The following is a 22,546-nucleotide window of genomic DNA, read 5'->3' as shown; positions in this document are numbered from 1 at the left end:
TGGGGCAGGGGCCGGCACCAATGCCGGCGTGGACCGTCGAACCGGAAGAAATGCCGCCAATGGCGCGAGAGGCTGCCGCTGGATTTGTGTCGCGAGCCCGCGCCCTGGCGCGGAGGCTGTCGCGTCATGTCCGCGCGGCGCCGCTGCTGGCAGCCGGCCTGCTGATCGGCTTCACGGCGCCTGTCCGGGCGGCCGATGCTGTCAGGGGCGAGGCGACTTTCTCGGCCAGCGGCGGCTTTGCCCGTCTCGTGATCAAGCTCGGGGAGGACGTCCCCTCTGAGGTGACGACGGCCGGCTCCATTCTCGTCATCCGCTTCGACCGGGCGGTCGACGTGCCCGTCGACCGCGTCCCGGAAGGCGCGCCCGACTACGTCAACTCCGCCCGCCGCGATCCCGATGGCGGCGCCATCCGCCTGTCGCTGGCACGGCGCGTTACCGTCAACACCATGAATGCCGGCGAACGAACCTTCATCGACCTCTTGCCGGAGGGGTGGAAGGGACCGCCGCCGAGCCTGCCGATGGACGTGGTCAAGGAACTCGCCGAGCGCGCGCGCGTCGCCGAACGGGCGCTGCGCGCCCAGCGCGCCGCGGCGGAGAGCAAGAAGCGTCCGCAGATCCGCGTGCGCGCCTCGGTGCAGCCGACCTTCGTCCGCTTCGTGTTCGAGATGCCCGACGGCGTCGGTGTGTCCTCCGTGCTCAACGAGCAGAAGCTCACGCTCGCTTTCAACGCCAACCTGAATTTCGATCTGGCGGACGCGGTCGTCGCAGCGCCGCCGAACGTCGCCTCGATCAAGCAGAAGGCCGACATCGACCAGACCAGTGTCGAGATCGCTCTGATCGGCGATTCCGACGTGCATTCCTTCCGCGACGAGAAGAACTACGTCGTCGACATCTCCTTCCAGCCGGACAAGGGCAAGATGGCCAATTCGGCCGAGGCTGCGATCGCGCAGGCCAAGCCCGCCGCTCATGGACCGGCGCCTGGGCCCGAAAAGCCGGCGGCCGAGAAGCCGAAGGACGCGCAGCGCGAGATCGCGCCGCCGACCTCCGAGGCGATCGCGCGCGAAGCCAGGATCGACGTCAAACCCGAGGTGAAGGCGGAAGCGCCCGCCGCCATGCCGCCCTCTGAAGCGCCGAAATCCATGCCCGCTCCTGCGGCCGAAGTTGCACAAGCGCCCAAAGAAATGTCGAAGCCTGCGCCCCCTGCTGCGGAAACTGCGGTCGCGCCTGCCAAGCCGGTCATGGCCGAAGCGCCTCAAGAGGTCGTGAAGGAAGCTGCCAAGGAGCCCGTCAAGGAGCCGGTCAAGGAAGCCGTCAAAGCTGCGCCGGCAGAGGCGCCCGCCGCGCCACCACAGCCGAGTGTTGCCAGCGTCGATGTCCGCCGCGACAGCGACGGCCTGCGCGTGACCTTCCCGCTTCAGGTCGCAACGCCTGCGGCAGCGTTTCGCCGCGGCGACACCGTCTGGCTGGTGTTCGATACGGCGAAGCCGATCGACGTCGAGGCGATCCGCACCAAGGGCGGTGCGATGATCGGCGAGGTCGGCCGCGTCCCGCTCGAGAAGGGACAGGCGGTGCGCATCCGTCTCACCCGGCCCCTGGTCTATTCGCTGACGAGCGAGGAGGTCGGCAAGCAGACCAACTGGCTCTTGACCCTCGCCGACAAAATCCAGGCGACGCCGCTGCCGCTAATGATCTCGCGCAACATTACCGACCCGGCGCTCGCCAACATCGCGATTCCTTTTGCCAATCCGGGCCTCCTGCACAAGCTTACCGATCCCGATGCCGGCGACACGCTCTATGTCGTCACCGCGCAGCGGCCGGTGCGCGGCTTCATCAAGCGACAGGACCTCGTTGACCTCGCGCTGCTGGAGTCCGCGCATGGCATCGCGATCCGGCCGAATTCCGACGAGGTCGGCGTCGAGGTGGGAGCCGACAAGGTCATCCTCGGCAAGAAGGGCGGGCTGACGCTGTCGCCGGTCGACATCTCGGCCGAGCGCGCGCCCACCGCAGTGCGGCCGGTCTTCAGCCCCGAAGCCTGGCGCAAGGGCCAGTCGGAAAATTTCATAGCGCGCCAGAACGAGCTGATCACGGCGATCTCCAACGTCGAACCGGCGATGCGTTCGCTGCCGCGGCTCGACCTCGCGCAATTCTACATGTCGCGCGCGATGTATCACGAAGCCAAGGCCGTCACCGAATTGATGCTGGCCGATCCCCTCAACAAGGAGGAGAGCGGTGCGCTGATCATGCATGCGATCGCGAGCATCCTGATCGGCCGGCCGGCACAGGGCCTGAAGGACCTCGCCAACCCCGTGATCGGCAACAGTCACGATTCTCAGCTTTGGAAGGCGCTCGCCTATGCGCGCCAGGGCAAATGGGCGGACGCGCGCGAGAAGTTCAAGAACGTCGAATTCGCCATCGCCTCGCTGCCGCTCGACATCCAGCGCATCGTAACGATGGAGGCGATGCGCGCTTCGCTCGAGGTGAAGGATTATGCCGGTGCCTCCAAGCGCCGCAGCGAGCTCGAGGTGGTCGGCGTCTCGCCCGAGGCAGCGCCCGGCTTCGCGGTGCTGCGCGGCCGGCTCGCCGAAGCGCTCGGCCACGACAAGGACGCGCTCGACGACTACAAATTCGCGGTCGGCTCGTCCGACCGGCCGGCCGCGGCCGAGGCCAAGCAGCTCGAAGTCGCGCTGCGGCAGAAGCGCGACGAGATCGGCAAGGAAGACGCGCTGCGCGAGCTCGAAACGCTCGCGATGACCTGGCGCGGCGACTCGATCGAGGTCAAGACGCTCCAGATGTTGTCGCAGATGTTTGCCGAGAACGGGCGCTACCGGGATGCGCTCACCGCGGCGCGTACCGCGACAAAGCTGCAGCCGAACGCGGAAGCCTCGCGCCAGGCGCAGGACCTCGCCTCCGACCTGTTCACGCAGATCTTCCTGGGACCCAAGGGCGACGAGCTGCCGCCGATCGAAGCGCTGGGGATGTTCTACGAGTTCCGCGAGCTGACGCCGATCGGCCGCCGCGGCGACGAACTGATCCGGCGCCTCTCGGACCGGCTCGCCTCGATCGATCTGCTCGACCAGGCCGCCGAGCTCCTGCAATACCAGGTCGACCACCGCCTCGAAGGCGCGGCGCGTGCGCAAGTCGCCGCGCGCCTTTCCATGATCTATCTCGCCAACCGCAGACCTGACATGGCGATCACGGCGTTGCGCGCGAGCCGTATCAGCGACCTCTCGGGCGAGCTCAGGCAGCAACGGCTGCTGCTGGAGGCGCGTGCGCAGAGCGACGTCGGCCGCCACGATCTCGCGCTCGACATCGTCTCCAACGTTACAGGACGCGAGGTGCTGCGGCTGCGCTCGGACATCTTCTGGGCGGCGCGGCGCTGGCGTGAATCCGCCGAGCAGATCGAGCTTTATTACGGCGAGCGCTTCCGTGACTTCAAGCCGCTCAACAGTGTGGAGAAAAGCGACATCATCCGCGCGGCTGTCGGTTATGCGCTCGCCGACGACTCGATCGGCATGTCGCGCTTCCGCGAGAAATATGCGCCGCTGATGAGCGAGAGCGCCGATCGGCTCGCCTTCGACATCGCGAGCAAACCGACCGGCGCCTCCAGCGCAGAGTTTGCCGATATCGCGAAGCTGGCTGCCAGTGTCGACACGCTCGACGGCTTCCTGCGCGAGATGAAGCAGCGCTTCCCCGACGCCACCGCCCGCGCGCCGGCCTCTCCGCAGGCCAAGGACGAGTCCGACCACACCGGCTCGTTGCCCACGATTCCCGTCGTGCGGCAGATCAAGATGACGCGGTAGTTTGCAAGATCGTTAGCCAGCAGCACAGCGGATCCGCCACGGCGTCGGTTCTTTGCGCTTTTCAAAATCTCAAAAATGAGATAATGTCGATCCGTGTCCTGGCGGGTTGAAATTCTCGATGAGGCCGTCGCCGCAGAGATTGCAGCTCTGCCGGCCGATATGCAGGCACGTTTTCTGCGGCTCGCAGAGCGCATCGCTTCAGCAGGCTGGAGAGCCTTAGCGAGCCACACGTGAAACATCTAGAGGGGAAGCTCTGGGAACTGCGCTTGGCCGGTCGCGATGGAATTGCCCGCGCATTATACGTGACTGCGATCGGACGCAGAGTGATCGTTGTGCGCGCGTTTGTGAAAAAGACACAGAAGACGCCGCGTTCCGAGATCGAGCTCGCGCTGCGAAGAGCAAAGGACGTCTCATGACGATCGCTTTTGAGAAGCTGAAGGCGCGTCTGCTCGCCAACCCGAAGGTGAAGGCGGAGTATGACGCGCTGGCGCCCGAGTTCGAGATCGCTGCCGAACTGCTCAGGGCCCGCTTGCGTGCTGGTCTTTCGCAAGCGGAACTCGCGGCTCGGATGGGCACCAGTCAATCTACGATTGCCCGGCTCGAAAATGGCCAGACCCTGCCCAGCACCAAAACGCTTCTGCGCTTCGCCGAGGCGACAGGCAGCAAGATGCATGTGAGGCTTTCGGCAGCGTGATGCAGGTCAATGCGACCTCACCGCATGCTGGTGCTGATTGGCGATCAGTTCAGCAAGCAGCACGACGTGTAGGGGGAGGGCGGGCGCTGCCGTATCGCGCGAAGCGCTGCTGGTCGCCCCATTCTCCGTCATCGCGAGCGCAGCGAAGCAATCCAGCGTCTGTCCGCGGCGGCAGCCTGGATTGCTTCGTCGCAAGAGCTCCTCGCAATGACGGGGAGATAGCAGGGCCAAGTCGAGTGCGGGAGGGATGCAAGGCCGGCTCCGCAGTTCGCCCCTGGGCACGCGCCCGCTAACCTCCGTAACTCTGTACCAGACTCCCTGCCACCAGCGACCAGCCGTCGACGAGCACGAAGAAGATCAGCTTGAACGGCAGCGAGATGGTTGCGGGCGGCAGCATCATCATGCCCATCGACATCAGCACGGACGCGACGACGAGGTCGATGATCAGGAAGGGAAGGAACAGCAGAAAGCCGATCTCGAAGGCACGTTTCAGCTCCGAGATCATAAAGGCGGGGACGAGGATGCGTAAGCCGAGCTCGTCGGGGGTTGCCGGCGGCGGCTCGCCGGAGAGATCCAGGAAGAGCTTGAGGTCCTTCTCGCGCACGTTCTTCTGCATGAAGCCGCGCAGGGGGACGGAGGCGCGCTGAAGCGCGTCTTCAACGCCGAGCTGATTGGCGACCAGCGGACGGATGCCTTCGTCGTAGGATTTTTGCAGGACGGGTCCCATCACGAAGAAGGTGAGGAACATCGCCAGCGCGATGATCACCGAGTTCGGCGGGGCGGTCGCGGTGCCCATCGCGGTGCGCAGCAGCGACAGCACGACCACGATGCGCGTGAACGACGTCATCATGATCAGGATCGACGGTGCGATCGACAGCACCGTCAGCAGCGCGATCAGCTGGATCGCGCGCTCGGTGACGCCGCCACCGCCAGCGCCTCCTCCGCCGAGATTGATGCTGATATCCTGCGCATGCGCCGGCATCGCGAGCGAAGCCGCGCCGATCAGGACAGAAAGAAGAAAAACTCTACGCGGGAGGGCCGGCAGCCTCACGAAGACGGCTTCGGACGGCCGAGCAACGAGGCCATCTCGTCTTCGAGATTTTCAAAGCTGGTCTTTTCCGGAGCCGGCTTTGCGGGAGGGGCCGGGGGTGCCGGCGGCTCGCTGCGGGCCACACGCGGAGGAGCGGCCGGGGGCTCCGGGGCGACCGGAGGGGCAAGCGTCTCGCCGGCGGGGCGGCGGAGTGCTGCTTCGAGTCGCTGCGCCATCTCCGCGAGATTTTGCTCGGCGCTCGATGGCGCCGCAGGAGCGGGCGCCGGCGGAGGAACGGGCGGAGCCTGCGGCACGGGCGGAGGTGGTGCGGCGACGCGCTCGGCGCGCACTGGCGGCGCCTTCACCGGCTCGCTCTGGCGCGGCGGACGCGGCATCAGAGGGGGTTCGTTGCGCGCAACGCGCGGCGGAACAGGTTCGGGACGAAGCTCGCGCTCGGGGCGCGGCGCGATCGGCTCGGAGGTGAAGCCGGCCAGTGGCGGCTCGTTGCGGCGTTCGGCCAGCGCAGGAGCGGGCCGGCGCACTTCGTCGGCAAAGGAGGGGCGCGCGGGCCGCGGTGGCGGCTCGGGCATTTGCGGCTCGGGATGATCGAGCAGCTCGGGCCGCGGTACTTCGTCGGCCCAGCTGCTGCTATCAGGCATCGGCGCGAGACGCGGCGGCTCGGCAGCGTTGGAGCGCTGCGGGAGCTGGTCGCGGCCGGGCGCTGCGCGCACGATGTTGGGTTCGACGACGATGTCCGTGGGGCCGCCGATCATCAGAAGATGCTCGACATTGTCACGCCGGACCAGCACCAGACGGCGGCGGCCGTCGACTGCGGCGGCATCGATCACGGCGAGCCGGGGCATCCGGCCGCGCTGGGTGTTGGCGCCGAGCCGGCTGGTGGCGAATCGGCGAACCAGCCATGCAGCGACGCCGATCAACGCCAGAACGACGATGAACGCGACGATGAAGGTGATAGGACTGCCTTGCATACTTGTCCCCGACAAATGGCGCTTGTCTCGGGCCCGTGGTCAGATGCGCCAACCACTGGCTTACGTTGCCCCAAACTGCGATTTCTTAACGTCCCACGGCAAGTTTTGCCGTCCCCAACTCTTAATAACCCATGAATCGCTCGATCCAAAACGACTTCTTGGCCTGTGCATGCGCCGCCAAGCGGTTGGGTTAATGCCGCTTTTGGAGGCGTAGAATCACGGGGCGTGCGCGTTCGTGTCCCGGCGGGGACAACTGCCTGCGACCTCCTTAACCAGCTGTTAACCATACAGGCGGCAAATTCTGCCTAGCTTCGGACCCATGGGTCCTGCGAGGCGGAAGGAGCCGCAACGATGTCCATCAACGATCTTCCGGTGCTATCGGCGCTTCGCACCAAGATGCAATGGCACCAGGAGCGCCAGCGCGTCCTTTCCGAGAACGTCTCCAATTCCGACACGCCCAAATTCCGGCCGCGCGACCTGGTCGAGCCGAAGCTGGACAAGAGCGGTGCCGTCACGGGTTCGATGGGCCCCTTGGCGCTCACCCGCACCAGCGGTTCCCACATGGCGCCGTCAGGCGCGGCCTCCGGATTCGACCAGAACAAGAATGCGGGTTTTGAGACCCGCCCCGCGGGCAACGCCGTCAATCTCGAAGAGGAGATGATGAAGGCCGCCAGCAACCAGATGGATTATGCGGCGGTGACCTCGCTCTATTCGAAGAGCCTGCATCTGCTCAAGACCGCGATCGGCAAAGGCTAGAGCTAGAGGAAGCGCATCATGGCGAATGACAGCAGCGACTTTGCCCGCTCGATGGCGATCGCGACCTCCGGTCTGCGGGCGCAGGCTGGGCGCATGCGGGTGATCTCGGAGAACATCGCAAATGCGGATTCGACGTCGCAGACCGCCGGCGGCGATCCTTACCGGCGCAAGGTGCCGACCTTCTCCTCGGCGCTCGACCGTACACTCGACGCGCAGGTCGTTACCCTCGGCAGGATCAAGCCCGACCAGTCCAATTTCCGCACCAAATACGAGCCGAACAATCCGGCGGCGGATGCGACCGGTAACGTCAAATATCCGAACGTAAACTCGGTGGTCGAGATGACCGACATGCGCGACGCGCAGCGGTCGTACGAGGCCAATCTCAACATCATCAGCGCGACACGCCGGATGATCCAGCGCACCCTCGACATCCTCAAGAGCTGAACAGGACATTTGAACCATGGCAACACCGACAATTGCCGCCAACGCCTATGCAAACCTCGCTCGCGTGCTGGAGAACAGCGGTGCCAGCAAGGGCAACGAGCCGAGCGGGCAGTCCTTCGCCTCTCTTCTGAAAGACACTGTCGGCAGCGTCCTGGAGTCCGGCCGAAAATCCGATGCGCAGACGGTGGCGATGGCCGCCGGCAAGGCCAATGTGATGGACGTGGTGACGGCGGTCGCAGACACCGACGTCGCCGTGTCGACGCTGGTCTCGGTCCGCGACCGTGTGATTGCGGCCTATGAAGACATCATGAAGATGCCGATCTGATTTTTGGCGCTCGCGCCCGCCCCAATCGTCATTGCGAGCGCAGCGAAGCAATCCAGAGAGTCTTTCCGAAGCAGCAGTCTGGATTGCTTCGCTACGCTCGCAATGACGGGGGATAGGTCTTCGCATCGCTCGCAAGAGCGGTGGGAGGCGAGGAATAAGACAAGGGAATTGTGCAATGACCGGACCGGAAACACTCGACGTCGCGCGTGATGCGATCTGGACCATCGTGATCGTGTCGTCGCCCCTGATGTTGGTCGGCCTCGTGGTCGGCGTCGTCGTGTCGCTGTTCCAGGCGCTGACGCAGATCCAGGAGCAGACACTGATCTACGTGCCGAAGATCCTGGCCATCTTTGCCACAATGCTGTTGGCCTTGCCGTTCATGGCCGACGCACTGCATTCCCACATGCTGCGGATATCGTCGCGAATCATCGGCGGCTGAGGCACTATGCGCCCATCATGCGCATCGACGTCTCGCTGCTGCCGGCGCTTGCCGCCTCCTTCATGCTCGCCTTTGCCCGGGTCGGCGCGATGGTGATGCTGTTGCCGGGCCTGGGCGAGACCAATATCCCGACACGGATCAAATTGTCGATCGCGCTGCTGCTCACGCTGATCATCCTGCCGCTGCATCGCAACGCCTATCAGGTCGACATGGGTTCGATCGCGCCGCTGCTGGTCCTGATGCTGCATGAGATCGTGATCGGCATCGTGCTGGGGGCGACCGCGCGGGTGACGTTGTCGGCGCTGCAGGTTGCCGGTGCCGTGATCGCGCAGCAGATGGGGCTCGGCTTCGTCACCTCGGTCGATCCGACGCAGGGACAGCAGGGCGTGCTGGTCGGCAACTTCCTGACGATATTGGGGGTCACGCTGCTGTTCGCCACCGACAGTCATCATCTGGTGATCGCGGCACTGAACGACAGCTACACGATCTTCGCGCCGGGCGAGACCGTGTCGAGCGGCGATGTCGCCGCGCTGGCGACGCGCGCCTTTGCCGCCGCGTTCCGCCTGGGCTTGCAACTTTCCGGCCCGTTCCTGGTGTTCGGCCTCGTCTTCAACATCGGGCTCGGCGTGCTGGCGCGGCTGATGCCGCAGATGCAAGTTTATTTCGTCGGCGTGCCGCTCTCGATCTTCGCCGGCTTCCTGGTGCTCGCCGTGGTGCTCACGGCGATGATGGGTACCTATCTCGACTATTTCATCGGTGTCATGCACCAGATGATGCCACTCAAGTGACCGGGTGATCGATGGCGGAAGACAACGATCCAGAGAGTCAAACAGAAGACCCGACGCAAAAACGTCTCGAAGAGGCGCTCGAACGCGGTGACGTCGCCAAGAGTCAGGAGATCAACACCTGGTTCATGATTGCGGGCGCCACGCTGGTGGTCTCGAGCTTCTCAGGATCGGTCGGTAGCGGGCTATTGGCGCCGATGCGCAACCTGCTCGCCAATTCCTGGATGATCAAGACCGACGGCAGGGCGCTGCTCGCCCTGATGCAGCAGATCGAAGTCGCTGTGCTCGCGGCGGTGGGCGTGCCGCTGCTGATGCTGGTGCTGGCTGCAATTGCCGGCAACGTGCTGCAGCACCGCCTGGTCTGGTCGGCCGAATCTCTCAAGCCCAAGTTCAGCAAGCTGTCGCCGGCCGAGGGCCTCAAGCGCATCTTCGGCAAGCAAGCGGCGGCGAACTTCCTCAAGGGTCTCGGCAAGCTGATCGTGCTCGGCGCGGTCATGACCATGATCCTGTGGCCGGAGCGGCATCGCATGGAGGCGATGGTCAGGCTCGATCCGGCCGCCCTGCTCGGCGCCTCCACCAGCCTGACCATTCATCTGCTCGGCGCGGTGGTCGCGGCGCTCGCGATCATCGCCATCGGCGACTATTTCTTCCAGTATCGCAGCTGGTTCCAGCGGCAGAAGATGTCGCTCCAGGAGATCAAGGAAGAGTTCAAGCAGTCCGAAGGCGACCCGCACATCAAGGGCAAGCTCAGGCAGCTGCGCCAGCAGCGCTCCAAGAAGCGCATGATGGCGGCGGTTCCCAAGGCTTCCGTGATCATCACCAACCCGACCCACTACTCGATCGCGCTGTCCTACGAGCGCGGCATGTCGGCGCCGATCTGCGTCGCCAAGGGCGTCGACAACCTCGCTTTCAAGATCCGGGAGATCGCGCGCGAGCACGACATCCCGATCGTCGAGAACGTGCCGCTCGCCCGCGCCCTCTACGCCACCGTCGAGATCGACGAGGAAATCCCGACCGAGCACTACCATGCGGTCGCCGAAGTCATCGGCTACGTCATGCGTCTGAAGAGCGGATTCGGTGCCAGCCGGCAATAATACCCCTGAAAAGTACTGGAAATGGCCGTAATCTGGGAATCAGCGTACCTTTCGCCCCTGCTGCCCTTGCGTCTGCGGGTCCGATTCAGGCAGGGAGGACCCTGCGCGCCGTGTAGCGCGTTGATTCTCTGCCGACAGGCTGTGCCAGCTTGAGATGACTGCCGAGACCGACCACGACCTCACACGCGAGCCCGTTGCGGCGCACGAGCCGTCGCCGCGCTCGGGCAGCATTGCGCTGGTGCTGCTGGTGGCCGCCGGCCTCGTCGCCGTTGCCGTCGGGTTGATGACGCTCGGGCGCGCGCAGGCCCAGCCCTATATCCTCGGCATCCTCGCCGTGCTGGCGATGGTCGGCCTGTTCAACCTGTTCGCCTTCGCCGCCGGCATCATCCGCTTCGTCGATCGCAATCTCGACGATCCCGTGATGGGGCGCATCGCCGACCACGCCTTTGACGGCCTCGCCGTGACCGACCCGCGCGGCCATGTGGTCTATTCCAACGCGGCCTATCTGACGCTGACCGGCGCCGCCGGCCCACAGGACGTGCGTCCCGTGGAGCGCGTCTTCATCGGCAACCCCGACGTCTCCGAGGCGGTGTTCCGCCTGTTGAAAGCCGCGCGCGAAGGCAAGCGGCAGCAGGAAGAGGTGCGCATCTCCGGCAATGACGGCAGCCAGGGCCGCTGGCTACGCATGCGGGTGCGGCCTCTCGGCACCGGCAAGCGCGAGACGAGATATGCGGTGTGGTCGATCGCCGACATCACCCGCGACCGCGAGCGCCAGGAGGACGTGTTCCAGGAACTCCAGCACGCGATCGAATATCTCGATCACGCGCCCTGCGGTTTTTTCTCGGTCAATCCGGCCGGCGAGCTCGCTTATGTCAACGCGACGCTGGCGAACTGGCTCGACTACGACCTTGCCGAGATCGGCTCGGGCGGGCTGAAGCTCACCGACATTGTCTCCGGCGATGGCGCTTCGCTGCTGACCGCGATCGTGTCGGTGCCGGGCGAGGTGAAGACCGAGGTCTTCGACATCGACCTGCGCATGCGTACCGGCAAGACCATGCCGGTGCGGCTCTATCACAAGCTCGCCTTCGGCGCCGACGGCGCGCCGGGCCCGTCGCGCACGCTGGTGATCAGCCGTGCCCGCGACGAGCGCAGCGATCCGGACCGTGCCGCCGAAGTGCGCTTCATGCGCTTCTTCGACCATACCCCGATGGCGATCGCCACCGTCGACCGCGGCGGCAACGTCGTGCGCGCCAATGCGCGCTACGCCAAGCTCGGGCAGGCGCTAGGGCTCGACAGCGCCAGCAAGTCGATCTTCCGCGCGGTCAATTCGCGCGACCGGCATCTTTTGATCGCGGCCATCAACCAGGCCGCGGAGGGCCAGGCCGACGTCGCGCCGGTCGAAGTGGCGCTCGAAGGAACCAGAGAGCGCTGGGGCCAGTTCTTCGTCACGCCCGTGGACGCGGCCGAGAACGACGCCGAAGTCGCCATCGTGCACATGCTCGAGACCACCGAGCGGCGCGCGCTGGAGAACCAGATCAACCAGTCGCAGAAGATGGAGACCGTCGGCCAGCTCGCCGGTGGCATCGCCCACGACTTCAACAACGTGCTCTCCGCCATCATGATGGCGAACGACTTCCTGCTGAACGCGCACAAGCCGACCGACCCGTCGTTCCAGGATATCATGCAGATCAAGCAGAACGCGACGCGGGCCGCCACGCTGGTGCGGCAGTTGCTGGCGTTCTCGCGGCGGCAGACACTGCGGCCGCAGGTGCTCGACCTCGGCGACGCGCTCTCTGATCTCGCCATGCTGCTGCGTCGCCTGATCGGCGAGAAGGTCAAGCACGAGACCATCCACGGCCGCGATCTCTGGCCGGTCAAGGTCGACGTCTCCCAGTTCGAGCAGGTCATCGTCAACCTCGCGGTCAACGCGCGCGATGCCATGCCCGACGGCGGCAAGCTGATCATCCGCACCGCCAACGTCACCACCGAGGAAGCGGCCAGGCTGGCCTACAAGGGCATGCCGGCAGCGGATTACGTGCGGATCGAGGTCGCCGACACCGGTACCGGCATCCCCGCCGATATCCGCGACAAGATCTTCGAGCCGTTCTTCTCGACCAAGGAAGTCGGCAAGGGCACCGGCCTCGGGCTCTCCACCGTCTACGGCATCGTCAAGCAGACCGGTGGCTTCATTTACGTGGATTCCGAGCCGGGGCAGGGCACCTCGTTCCAGATCTTCCTGCCGCGCCATCATGCCGAGCCGGAGGTGCAGGTCGAGCAGCCGGCGCCGGTCGTTGGCGCCAGCAATGGTGCCGCGAAGGAAGCCGGGTCCGTGACGGACGCCAAGCCCCGCACCGATCTCACCGGACAGGGCACCATCCTCCTGGTCGAGGACGAAGAGGGCCTGCGCGCGCTCAACGCGCGCGGTCTGCGCTCGCGCGGCTACACAGTGGTCGAGGCCGAGAACGGTGTCGAGGCGCTGGAGGTACTGGAAGAGCAGAGCGGCGGAATCGATCTCGTCGTGTCCGACGTCGTGATGCCGGAGATGGACGGCCCGACACTGCTCAAGGCGATGCGCGAGAAGAATCCCGACATCAAGTTCATCTTCGTCTCCGGCTACGCGGAAGACGCATTCGAGAAGAGCCTGCCCGAAGGCCAGCAGTTCGACTTCCTGCCCAAGCCGTTCACGCTCAGCCAGCTCGTGGCGGCCGTGAAGGAGACGATGGCGAAGGCGGGGTGAGGGCCTCGACGCCATGACGACGGGAAACCGGAACTCCCGTCGCACAAGTGACCGGTAACCCGCGACCGCGGCTCCTTCGCACGCCCGGCCAAGCTGCCGCCAAAGATGGGCTTTTGCCACATCCCCGCGACTGAGGGCCGCAGCCATAAGTTCCGATAGTGGCTTCCTTTTTACGGAAGGCTGCCCATCTTAGGGGCACGTCCCCATGCCGGGGATCTGGGAAACCAACATGAATTTCTCGCAACGCTCCCGCAGCCTCTTCAAGACGATTGCCGTCGTGCTGGCGCTTGCGCTGCCGACTGCGCTGGCGATCTCGTCCGCCGACGCGCGCGTCGGTGGCGGCATGTCGTCTGGTTCGCGCGGTTCGCGCACCTATTCGGCCCCGCCGTCGACCACGACCGCGCCGGGCTCGACCTCGCAGTTCAATCGGACCTACACCCAGCCGGGCGCAGGCATGAATTCGGCTGCCGCCGCACCCGCGCGTGGCGGCCTGTTCGGCCGCGGTGGCGGTTTCCTGGGCGGCCTTGCGGCCGGGTTCCTCGGCGCCGGCCTGCTCGGCATGCTGTTCGGCGGTGGCCTGTTCGGCGGCCTCGGCGGCCTGTCGTCGATCATCGGCCTGGTCATCCAGATCGTGCTCGTGGTGCTCGTGGTTCGGCTGGCGATGTCCTGGTGGCAGCGCCGGCACACCCCGCAGGCGGCCTATGCCAACGCTGACGCCGGTGCCGGTCCGGGACCGCAGGCGAATAACCGTGGTGGTCTTGGTGGCGGTCTTGGCGGCGGCTTCGGCTTCGGCGCCAACAACGCCCCGCTCGAGATCAAGCCGGACGACTATGAAGCGTTCGAGCGCCTGCTCGGCGATGTCCAGACCGCGTGGTCGAATGAGGACGTGGCCAAGCTGCACACGTTGGCGACGCCGGAAATGGTCTCCTATTTCGAGCAGGACCTCGGCCAGAACCGCGCGCGCAATGTCGTCAACAAGGTCAGCGGCGTGAAGCTGTTGCAGGGCGACCTCGCGGAATCCTGGCGCGAAGGCGAGACCGATTACGCGACGGTGGCGCTGCGCTTCGCGCTCACCGACAAGACGCTCGACCGCAATACCGGCGCCATTGTCGCCGGCAGCGAGCAGCCGGGCGAGGCCACCGAGGTCTGGACCTTTGCCCGACGTCCGGGCGGCGCCTGGGAACTGTCGGCGATCCAGCAGACCAACTGATCGCGCGTATAGCGACAAACGAGGGCGTCGTGCTTCGGCACGGCGCCCTTTTTGTTTGAGCTGCGCGTTTCGGTCAGGCGGCCATTTGGGCGAAGCACTTAATTGCTTGTTGGCCGCGCAGAGCTGCCGCAATTTCGCGCCTGCCGGTTGGATGAGGAGATATTCCGTGAGCCAGTGTGTCGCGCGCCTCAGGACAAACTACGAAGGCATTGCCAGGAGTTCGTCCCTGCTGCTGGAGGCGATCGGAACGGCGTATGACCGGATCGAGGCCGAGCGCGACCGCAATTGCTGGATCTATCTTCGCCCACGGCAGGAGGCACTCGAAGAATGCCATAAGCTGGTGGCGCGCGCGCGGACGGGCGAAAATCTTCCGCTGCTCGGCATTCCCTTTGGTGTGAAGGACAATATCGACGTTGCGGGAATGCCGACCACTGCCGCATGTCCGGCGTTCAGCTACACGCCCTGGCATTCCGCGCATAGCGTCGAACGCCTCACCGCAGCCGGCGCAATTTGCCTCGGAAAGACCAATCTCGATCAGTTCGCCACAGGCCTGTCCGGCGTGCGCTCGCCCCATGGCCCCTGCGCGTCGGTTGCCGATGCCCGCTATGTTGCGGGCGGTTCCAGTTCCGGCTCCGCGGTCGCCGTGGCGGCGGGGCACGTCGCCTTTGCGCTCGGCACCGATACCGGCGGCTCGGGGCGCATACCTGCCGGGTTCAACAACATCGTCGGAATCAAGCCGACCGTTGGGCTGGTGTCATCACGTGGCCTGGTGCCGAATTGTCCGACGATCGATTGCGTGTCGGTATTCTGCAATACCGTCAGCGACGGCGAAGCAATCCTCGACATCATCGAAGGGTTTGATTTCGAAGATCCCTACAGCCGCCTGCCCAGAACCTTTTTCTCCGCCAACGGGGCGGCGGCATCATTCCGGTTCGGCCGCGTTGCGCCAGCAGATCTCGAATGCTTCGGCATGTCGGAATGCGGCGAACTCTACGAGAGCGCCTGCGAACGTCTTGCTCATATCGGAGGAACGGCGATCGAGGTGGACTTTGCCCCATTCCGCCAAGCGGGGGAGTTGATGTTCAGCGGTCCCTGGGTCGCGGAGCGGCACTCCGCCATCGCTTCTCTCATCGACATCGAATCCGGCGCCCTGCTTGATGTCACGAGGACCGTGCTGGGCTCAGCCGCCGGCTATTCGGCGATCGACACGTTTGGCGCCATTCACCGGCTGCACCGGCTTCGCCGCGACGCCGAAGCAATCTTTGCCGGCATCGATGCTCTCGTGGTTCCGACTGCACCGCGGCCGTTCACACTGGAGGAGATGCATCGTGATCCGATCACCCTCAACAATCGTCTGGGCTACTACTCGTACTTTGCCAATCTACTCGATCTCTGCGGCGTCGCCGTTCCGAATGCGAAATTGCCAAACGGCATGCCCATGGGCGTGACCCTGCTGGCGCCGGCCTGGCACGATCGCGCGCTGATCGGACTGGCGCGGCGGTTCGAGGCCGGCGCAGACGGATCGGCGTTCGAATTGAAGTCTGGCGGCTAAAGGGCGGACATTATCCCATCGCCTGCCCGAGCGTAGAAATATCCAGGATCGAAATCACGGATCTTTCGTATCTGATCACGCCTTCGTCCTGGAGCCGCGCGAGTTGCACGGTCACCCATTGGCGGGTGGATCCGATGAGGTTGGCGAGATCCCCGTGGGTGAACGGCATGCCGACGACGACCTCGTTGTCGCGCTTCACGCCGTAGACGTGCGACAGGAAGATCAGCAGGCTGTGCAGCCGCTCGGTCACCGAGCGCGTCCCAAGCATCTGGGCCATCGCCGAATAGCATCGCGCCTTGAATGCGAGGGCATCCAGCAAGGCGACGGCAATCGTCGGCGATTCCAGCGCAAGCCGCCGCAGCGCCGGTCCGGGCATGAACGTCAACCGGCTGCGCTCGGCTGCAACCGATGTCCACATGTGCGGGCCCGTCCCGAATATGTCGGGCCCGCCGACGAAGTTGCCGGGAAACCAATAGGCGAGCGTGACTTCGCGCCCCGACGGTGCAGCATAGTAGCTGCGTATGCGTCCCTCGCTGATCAGGTAGATCCCGGCCTGTGCGTCGCCCTGAGACCAAACCAGTTGGCCGGCTTCCAGGATCTTTTCGCGTCCGATCGCACGCAAGCGATTGCAATCAGCCCGGTTGAGACCATCCAGCAAGCCGGGCAGCGGTCTGACGAGATCGTCCGACTCCGCGAGCATCACACCTGCCGCTATCGCGCTGTTCGCCCTGTGCATGGCCGGCTCCGCATGTGAGACCCGGCATCGAATATTCAAGAACCATGCCAGCCCGCTGCGTCCGCCTCAGACCCGCGGGCTCCGCGTCATCAGTCCGCGTCCGACTGATTGAACGCCCGCAACCCTTCTGCGCGGATGACGTCGAGACAATCCTTCTTGAGCGACAGATAAGCTGGCTCGACCATGACAGAACTCGACCGTGGGCGCGGCAGCTTGACCGCGACTTCGCGCAGGATGCGGCCGGGTCCCGCGCTCATGATGAGAACGCGGTCGGCCAGCACGATGGCTTCATCGATATCATGCGTCACGAATACGATTGTCGCCTTGATCCGGTCGCGCAGCGCCAGCAGATTGTCTTGCATCACCGCGCGGGTCTGCGCGTCGAGCGCCCCGAAGGGCTCGTCCATCAGCAGCACACGGGGCTGATTGGCCAGCGCTCGCGCGATCGCCACGCGCTGTTGCATGCCGCCGGACAGCGTGTTCGGATAAGCGTCGGCGAAACGCTTGAGGCCAACCATCGCGATCAGATCGTCGGCGATGGCATACGCTTCCGTCTTGGACTTCCCGAGCATCCGGGGGCCGTGGGCGATGTTGCTGCGGACGGACTTCCAGGGAAAGAGATGCGGCTGCTGGAACACCATGCCGACATCGGGACGCGGACTGTAGACGGGCGCGCCCTCGACCAGGATCTCGCCTTCGAACGGCACTTCCAGCCCGGCGATCGTATTGAGCACCGTCGACTTGCCGCAGCCGGAGGGCCCGGCGATGCAAACGAACTCGCCAGGCGCCACGTCAAACGAAACGCGATCGACCGCAATCATTTGCCCGCGCTTGGTGTCGAAGACGATGCTCAGGTTCGAGACTTGAATGGCCGGTTGTTTCCGCGCCGATTCGACGGAGGCAGGCGAACTTGCCAGCGCCAGTTTCATGCCCGATCGAGATCCCGACATCAGCGCCACCAGACGATACGTTCGGCAAGAGCCGCAAACAGCCGGTCGGCGATGAACGACATCAACCCGAGCGCTGCGAGCCCGCCCATGACCTGGCCCGTTTGCAAATTCTGCTGCGCAATCTCGATCCTGTAGACGATGCCGGCGAAAGCGCCGGCCAGTTCAGCCGCGACAAGCGTATAGAAGGAGATGCTGACGGCGGTGCGCAACCCGACCACAATGTAGGGAAGCGCGCCCAGCAGCACGATCTCCTGCAGCATCTGCCGTCGGGGCGTGCCGAGCATCAACGCCGCCCGAATCAGGCCACGGTCGACCTTCTGCACGCCGATGTGAGTCGAAAGCCATACCGTGAAGAATACGCCCCATACGACGAGGAACAATTTTCCCGCCTCCGACAGGCCGAACCAGAGGATGACGATCGGCACGAACGCAATCGGCGGAATTGGCCGCAAGATATGGAATAGCGGGGACAGCAAGCTCGAGATAACGGGGAATTGGCCGGTGAGAACACCGAGCAGGATGCCGAGTGCGCCGCCTATGATGAATCCCGTGGTGACGCGAAAGAGGCTGGCCAACAGATCGCTAAAGAACTGTCCGCTTCGGATCCATTCAAGCACGGCCGCAGCAACCACCGTGGGCGGCGGAAACAGCACCATGTTGACGGTTCCGGAACGGGAGACAAGTTCCCAGAGCCCAATGAACAAGGGAAGCGAAAGCGCCCCGACCAGAATATTGAGACGGCGAAGCCGAACTGAATTCGGCCGCCGAGCGCGACCGCCAGTGAGGATGGCAATATCGCGTCCCGCTGAAGTGGCTTCCTGCATGGCCGCGCGGGTGCCTATTTCCACGACAGGGTGACGCGTGCGGGATCGACCTTTTTCAGTGGCTCGGTGACGACGACCTTGCTGAAGTCGGGCATCGCCGCTCCCGGAGGATGGTTGCCGCTCTCGAGGCGCCATGCGGAGTGGGTCTTGAGAATCTCGATCAGCCGGTCGTCGAGACGCACCCGGTAAACATAGTCGGCCCAGATGGGCGCGAGTTCGTCCCGCTTCATTCCAACCGCGTCCGCCACTGTCGTGATCGCTTCATCCGGGTGTTCCTTCATCCAGACCTCGGCATCGATCAGTGCGGCGATGAACTTCTCGACCAGCGCAGGGTTGGCATCCAGATAGGGCCTCATGACGACGATGTTGAACGTCTCGGAGTAAGTGCCCGTTGTATCGAGCTCAGCGACGGCTTCGCCCAGGGCCTTCTTCGCGTTGGCGACGTGGGGCTCCCAGGTGTCGATCGCGTCGATGCTTCCGGCTGCAAGTGCCGGCAGCATTTCCTGGGGCCGCAGGTTGACGAGGGTGACATCCTTGGGCGTCAATCCCACCGACTTCAGCAAGGTCGCCGTGTAAACCTCGCTGCCGGTGCCGGCAGTGAAGGCGATTCGCTTGCCGCGAAGATCGGCCTTGGTCTTGACGCCGGCCCTGGCCGCGACGACCGTCTTGAGGTCGGAATATTCCATGCCGGCGACGAAGGCGATGGGCTGGTTTGCCATCGCCGAAGCGGTGACCGGCGCCTCGGCCGTCGTCGCGATGTCGGCGCCGCCCCCGATCACCGTGTCCAGGCACTGCTTGCCGGACGTGAAGTTCGAGACTGTGATGTCCAGTCCGTTCTTTTCGAAGATTCCCTTCGATTTGGCGACGATCGCAATGCCGGAGATCGGTCCGAGGTTTTGCGCAAGTCGGGCTTTGAGCAGTTCCGCGGCCAAGGCGCAGTTCGGACCGATGGCAAGACCGATGGCAAGGCAGCAAAGGGTGGCACGGCCGGCAATTGTCGTGATTGGGCGGATGGTGGTCCGGTGCATGACGATCTCCCCCTTGCGCCGCGCCCTGCGCAGCCCCGATGTGATCGCGGATACCGCCCTGAACGGTCCCGCCACAGTCCCCCGCGTCCTCCCCTGGACGATCACTTGAGGATCGGCCCATTTGGTATGCTCGCCCGGCACCCTTGTCCCGGGAAGCAATTAATCGACATGGCAGTCGGGAAGCGGCTGGGAATCGTCGGCGATCCCGCTGACCAACTGATCGCAGACGACATGAAAAACCAGGGCGTCTCGCATCGCGGCATTGGAATAAGCGGGCCGGCGTCGGGTTGAAATCTGGCGGCCAACAAAAACACAAAGGGAGGACAGGATGATCCGTATCGAGAGATCCGCGACGATTACAGGCCTCGCGCTCGCTGCGGCCTTGCTTGCGGCGCCATCGGCGCGAGCGCAGTCGGCCGACATGACGTTCTTCGTGACGTCCAATGGTCCTGGCAGAGGCGCCGATCTCGGCGGCCTGGAGGGGGCCGATGCGCAGTGCCAGAAGCTGGGCCAGGCCGGCGGCGCCGGCAGTAAGACCTGGCGCGCCTATCTCTCCACGCAGGCCGCCGACGGCAAGCCGGCCGTCAACGCGCGCGACCGCATCGGCAAGGGACCGTGGCAGAACGCCAAGGGCGCTGTGATCGCCAAGGACGTTGCCGAATTGCACGGTGCGGCCAACAACCTGACCAAGCAGACCGCGCTCAGCGAGAAGGGCGAGGTCATCAACGGCCGCGGCGACACGCCGAACCGGCACGACATCCTCACGGGTTCGCAAGCCGACGGCAGCGCATTTCCCGCGGGTGACGACAAGACCTGCAAGAACTGGACGTCGAGCACGCAAGGCGCGGCGGTCGTGGGCCATGCCGATCGTCAAGGCCTGCGCGATGACGAGCCGTCGAAATCGTGGAACAGCTCGCATCCCTCACGCGGCCCTGATGGCGGCTGCTCGCAGGCCGACCTGAAGAGCACCGGCGGCGACGGGCTGCTGTATTGCTTCGCGTCGAATTGAGGCTGCCGTCATTGCGAGGAGCGCAGCGACGAAGCAATCCAGAGTCGCTCCAGGGTGACAGTCTGGATTGCTTCGCTGCGCTCGCAATGACGGAGCGTGTGGTGCCGCCGTTCCACCTCATCCTTACGGAACCTTGTCGCGCGTGATAAATTGGTCCTGTCGCTTCCACGCTCACGGACCCCTTCCATGAAATACGAGCTCTATTATTGGCCCGAGATCCAGGGCCGCGGTGAATATGTGCGGCTGGCGCTGGAGGAGGCGGGCGCGGCATACGTCGACGTGGCGCGCGGCCCACGCGGCACAGCTGCGATGATGAAGATGATGGACGCGCACAAGGGCACGCCGCCCTTTGCGCCGCCGTTCCTCAAAGCCGGCAAGCTCGTCATCGGCCAGACCGCGAACATCCTGCTCTATCTCGGCGCCCGCCACGCCCTCGCCCCGAAGTCGGAGGCCGGTCAACTCTGGGTCCATCAGCTCCAACTGACGATCACCGATTTCGTGGTCGAGATTCACGACACCCATCATCCGCTCGGGCCCTCGCTCTACTACGAAGATCAGAAACCGCCGGCAAAGAAGCGCACCGCCGACTTCTGGGGCGAGCGCGTGCCGAAATATCTCGGCTATTTCGAGCAGCTCCTTGAGGACAATGGCGGCGCCTACGTCACGGGCCGCAGGCTGACCTATGTCGATCTCTCGCTGTTCCAGCTCGTCGCGGGACTACGCTATGCGTTTCCGAAGCGGATGAAGGCGTTCGAGACAGATATCCCAGGCCTCGTTGGCCTGCACGACCGCGTCGCGGAGCGGCGGAACATCAAGGCCTATCTCGATAGCGGGCGCCGCATTGTCTTTAACGAGCAGGGCATCTTCCGCCGCTACCGCGAGTTGGATGGTTAAAGCACAGCAGAGTGATGCGCGCGCTCACCACAGGCCAGGCAGCAGGCGATAGCGCACGCGCGTCACATAGTCGGCATAGCCCGGTAGGCCCTCGCGCAGCGTGCGCTCCTCGATGCGAATGCGGATCGCAAACAAGACGAGGAATAGCGGCACCATCAGAAGTCCCCACCACGAGCCCAGAAGCAGCGGCACGCCGGCGAAGAACAGGATCATGCCGCTGTACATGGGATGGCGCACATGGGCATAAGGCCCCGTCGAGATCACGTGCTGCGCGCGCTCGGCCTGCAGCTTCACCACGGGCGCCGCGAACGAGTTCTCGCGGAAAACCCAGAGGATGAACAGCGTCGAGAGCAGGAACAGGGCGAAGCCGAGCATCTGCAGCGCCATCGGCACGTCGGAGGACAGCGTACGCCGGTCGAGCCCGATCGCCGCCAGCCAGACCAGCATCGCGACGACGAAGACGGTCATGAACATTTTGTCGGCGGCGGGCTGGTCCTTTTGCAGGACCGGCCGCAGACGTTCGGCGAGCAGTGCGGGGTCGACCCGGTAAAGCCACCAGCCGCAAAGCGGGCCGAGCAGGGCGGAGGTCGCGAGGAACACCCAGGCCGAAGGCCAATGCAGGGTGCCCGCGGACGCGAACAGCAGCGCGCCCATGGCGGCGGTGGTGATCGTGCTCTGCAACAGGAGTCTTGCGATCATGCGCAGGTCTCAGGGTAGCCGCGCACAATATTGGCCCCGCTATCCGGCGAAGTTGCGGCCGGACACGCGAAAAGCCCGATCGACCGGATCGGGCATTTCATCTTCGACGCGGCTGATCAGGCGAGCTGATCGATCCGCGTACCCTGACCCGGCGGCAGCGGCGCAGGCGGCGGCGGCTTATAGGTCGGGTCGTTGTCTTTGGTCTTGATCTGATCGTCCTGCTGCTTGGTCGTGTCGTAGCTTGGCACCACGATCGCGATCGGCGGCGGCGAAACGGTAGAAACGCTCATCCACAAATCCTCACATATGGAAACAATTGACCCTGCGCCGCGAGACGCGAAATTTCCTTCAAGCCAATCGTTAAAATGCAAGGGATCCGGTGCGGTGGAGGAGGCCGCTTTCGCGCCGCCATAAATGCTGTTTCCGCGAGAGGACAGACCTCTCCTCGTCATTACGAGCGCAGCGAAGCAATCCTGATCTTCCCCCAAAAAAGTGGACATGGATCAAGCCGATTTTAGCTCCATCTCGACCGGGCTGATATAGCCGATGGC

General features: G+C 64.6%; 22 protein-coding genes. 14 read left to right on the top strand and 8 right to left on the bottom strand.

What is annotated here, in order from left to right; all coding sequences use genetic code 11:
* The first annotated feature begins 20 nt into the window (after positions 1–20).
* The 3 genes from AC0L3A_RS22115 (at position 21) to AC0L3A_RS22105 (ending at position 4,494) form a co-directional block, all read left to right on the top strand.
* Positions 21–3,800 carry a tetratricopeptide repeat protein gene (locus AC0L3A_RS22115; RefSeq protein ID WP_473255190.1) on the top strand — a complete coding sequence of 1,260 codons (3,780 nt, stop codon included), beginning with the start codon at positions 21–23 and terminating at the stop codon, positions 3,798–3,800.
* Between the two features lie 230 nt (positions 3,801–4,030).
* A complete protein-coding gene (locus AC0L3A_RS22110) occupies positions 4,031–4,216 on the top strand; it encodes a type II toxin-antitoxin system RelE/ParE family toxin (protein ID WP_354202256.1) in 186 nt (61 codons plus the stop codon).
* On the top strand, positions 4,213–4,494 hold the full coding sequence (locus AC0L3A_RS22105) for a helix-turn-helix domain-containing protein (RefSeq protein ID WP_354202257.1): 282 nt from the start codon (positions 4,213–4,215) through the stop codon (positions 4,492–4,494). Before AC0L3A_RS22110 ends, AC0L3A_RS22105 begins: the two co-directional genes overlap by 4 nt.
* Positions 4,495–4,783: 289 nt before the next feature.
* Here AC0L3A_RS22105 and fliP read toward each other — a convergent pair whose 3' ends face one another.
* Positions 4,784–5,545 (bottom strand): flagellar type III secretion system pore protein FliP, encoded by a 762-nt coding sequence (gene fliP, locus AC0L3A_RS22100; protein ID WP_035994574.1) that lies wholly within the window; start codon positions 5,543–5,545, stop codon positions 4,784–4,786.
* Positions 5,542–6,513, bottom strand: coding sequence for a flagellar biosynthetic protein FliO (locus tag AC0L3A_RS22095; protein ID WP_007602146.1), 972 nt, complete (start codon positions 6,511–6,513; stop codon positions 5,542–5,544). Before AC0L3A_RS22095 ends, fliP begins: the two co-directional genes overlap by 4 nt.
* A 351-nt stretch (positions 6,514–6,864) precedes the next feature.
* Between AC0L3A_RS22095 and flgB the strand changes: the two genes are divergently transcribed.
* From flgB to atzF, 9 genes are all read left to right on the top strand, one after another.
* Positions 6,865–7,269 (top strand): flagellar basal body rod protein FlgB, encoded by a 405-nt coding sequence (gene flgB, locus AC0L3A_RS22090; RefSeq protein WP_007602147.1) that lies wholly within the window; start codon positions 6,865–6,867, stop codon positions 7,267–7,269.
* A gap of 18 nt (positions 7,270–7,287) precedes the next feature.
* On the top strand, positions 7,288–7,713 hold the full coding sequence (flgC, locus tag AC0L3A_RS22085; RefSeq protein WP_007602149.1) for a flagellar basal body rod protein FlgC: 426 nt from the start codon (positions 7,288–7,290) through the stop codon (positions 7,711–7,713).
* A 16-nt stretch (positions 7,714–7,729) separates the two neighbouring features.
* The gene (gene fliE / locus AC0L3A_RS22080; protein WP_473255189.1) at positions 7,730–8,038 is read left to right on the top strand and encodes a flagellar hook-basal body complex protein FliE; all 309 of its coding nucleotides are present in this window, start codon (positions 7,730–7,732) and stop codon (positions 8,036–8,038) included.
* Between the two features lie 175 nt (positions 8,039–8,213).
* Positions 8,214–8,477 carry a flagellar biosynthesis protein FliQ gene (gene fliQ / locus AC0L3A_RS22075; protein ID WP_007602153.1) on the top strand — a complete coding sequence of 88 codons (264 nt, stop codon included), beginning with the start codon at positions 8,214–8,216 and terminating at the stop codon, positions 8,475–8,477.
* Positions 8,478–8,494: 17 nt separating this feature from the next.
* Positions 8,495–9,265, top strand: a complete 771-nt coding sequence (fliR, locus tag AC0L3A_RS22070; protein ID WP_007602155.1) for a flagellar biosynthetic protein FliR — start codon at positions 8,495–8,497, stop codon at positions 9,263–9,265.
* A gap of 11 nt (positions 9,266–9,276) precedes the next feature.
* On the top strand, positions 9,277–10,356 hold the full coding sequence (gene flhB / locus AC0L3A_RS22065) for a flagellar biosynthesis protein FlhB (protein WP_007602156.1): 1,080 nt from the start codon (positions 9,277–9,279) through the stop codon (positions 10,354–10,356).
* A 154-nt stretch (positions 10,357–10,510) separates the two neighbouring features.
* Positions 10,511–13,093, top strand: coding sequence for a cell cycle histidine kinase CckA (gene cckA, locus AC0L3A_RS22060; protein WP_473255188.1), 2,583 nt, complete (start codon positions 10,511–10,513; stop codon positions 13,091–13,093).
* A gap of 205 nt (positions 13,094–13,298) precedes the next feature.
* The gene (locus AC0L3A_RS22055) at positions 13,299–14,303 is read left to right on the top strand and encodes a Tim44 domain-containing protein (RefSeq protein WP_219685044.1); all 1,005 of its coding nucleotides are present in this window, start codon (positions 13,299–13,301) and stop codon (positions 14,301–14,303) included.
* Between the two features lie 166 nt (positions 14,304–14,469).
* A complete protein-coding gene (atzF, locus tag AC0L3A_RS22050) occupies positions 14,470–15,855 on the top strand; it encodes an allophanate hydrolase (protein WP_473255187.1) in 1,386 nt (461 codons plus the stop codon).
* 10 nt (positions 15,856–15,865) lie between these two features.
* On the opposite strand, the gene AC0L3A_RS22045 is transcribed toward atzF, so the two are convergent.
* The 4 genes from AC0L3A_RS22045 to AC0L3A_RS22030 all read right to left on the bottom strand — a co-directional run bounded on the left by AC0L3A_RS22045 (position 15,866) and on the right by AC0L3A_RS22030 (position 19,393).
* Positions 15,866–16,591: a Crp/Fnr family transcriptional regulator gene (locus AC0L3A_RS22045; protein ID WP_354159229.1), complete on the bottom strand. Its 726-nt coding sequence runs from the start codon at positions 16,589–16,591 to the stop codon at positions 15,866–15,868.
* A gap of 89 nt (positions 16,592–16,680) precedes the next feature.
* Positions 16,681–17,520 carry an ABC transporter ATP-binding protein gene (locus tag AC0L3A_RS22040; RefSeq protein ID WP_007602161.1) on the bottom strand — a complete coding sequence of 280 codons (840 nt, stop codon included), beginning with the start codon at positions 17,518–17,520 and terminating at the stop codon, positions 16,681–16,683.
* A 20-nt stretch (positions 17,521–17,540) separates the two neighbouring features.
* On the bottom strand, positions 17,541–18,197 hold the full coding sequence (locus tag AC0L3A_RS22035; protein ID WP_240543214.1) for an ABC transporter permease: 657 nt from the start codon (positions 18,195–18,197) through the stop codon (positions 17,541–17,543).
* A gap of 182 nt (positions 18,198–18,379) precedes the next feature.
* Positions 18,380–19,393, bottom strand: coding sequence for an NrtA/SsuA/CpmA family ABC transporter substrate-binding protein (locus AC0L3A_RS22030; protein ID WP_473255186.1), 1,014 nt, complete (start codon positions 19,391–19,393; stop codon positions 18,380–18,382).
* 328 nt (positions 19,394–19,721) lie between these two features.
* Here AC0L3A_RS22030 and AC0L3A_RS22025 point away from each other — a divergent pair, with 328 nt between their 5' ends.
* Complete coding sequence (locus AC0L3A_RS22025) at positions 19,722–20,402, top strand: lectin (protein ID WP_473255185.1); 681 nt, start codon at positions 19,722–19,724, stop codon at positions 20,400–20,402.
* A 186-nt stretch (positions 20,403–20,588) separates the two neighbouring features.
* Positions 20,589–21,296 (top strand): glutathione S-transferase, encoded by a 708-nt coding sequence (locus AC0L3A_RS22020; RefSeq protein WP_473255184.1) that lies wholly within the window; start codon positions 20,589–20,591, stop codon positions 21,294–21,296.
* 24 nt (positions 21,297–21,320) lie between these two features.
* Here AC0L3A_RS22020 and AC0L3A_RS22015 read toward each other — a convergent pair whose 3' ends face one another.
* Complete coding sequence (locus AC0L3A_RS22015) at positions 21,321–21,995, bottom strand: methyltransferase family protein (RefSeq protein ID WP_473255183.1); 675 nt, start codon at positions 21,993–21,995, stop codon at positions 21,321–21,323.
* Between the two features lie 116 nt (positions 21,996–22,111).
* Positions 22,112–22,285, bottom strand: a complete 174-nt coding sequence (locus tag AC0L3A_RS22010; RefSeq protein ID WP_007612258.1) for a hypothetical protein — start codon at positions 22,283–22,285, stop codon at positions 22,112–22,114.
* Positions 22,286–22,546 lie beyond the last annotated feature (261 nt).

It is taken from the genome of Bradyrhizobium sp. MI1.3, from assembly GCF_055811695.1.
Note: the sequence above shows the minus strand (reverse complement) of the source record. Positions and strands in the feature narration are given on the sequence as shown.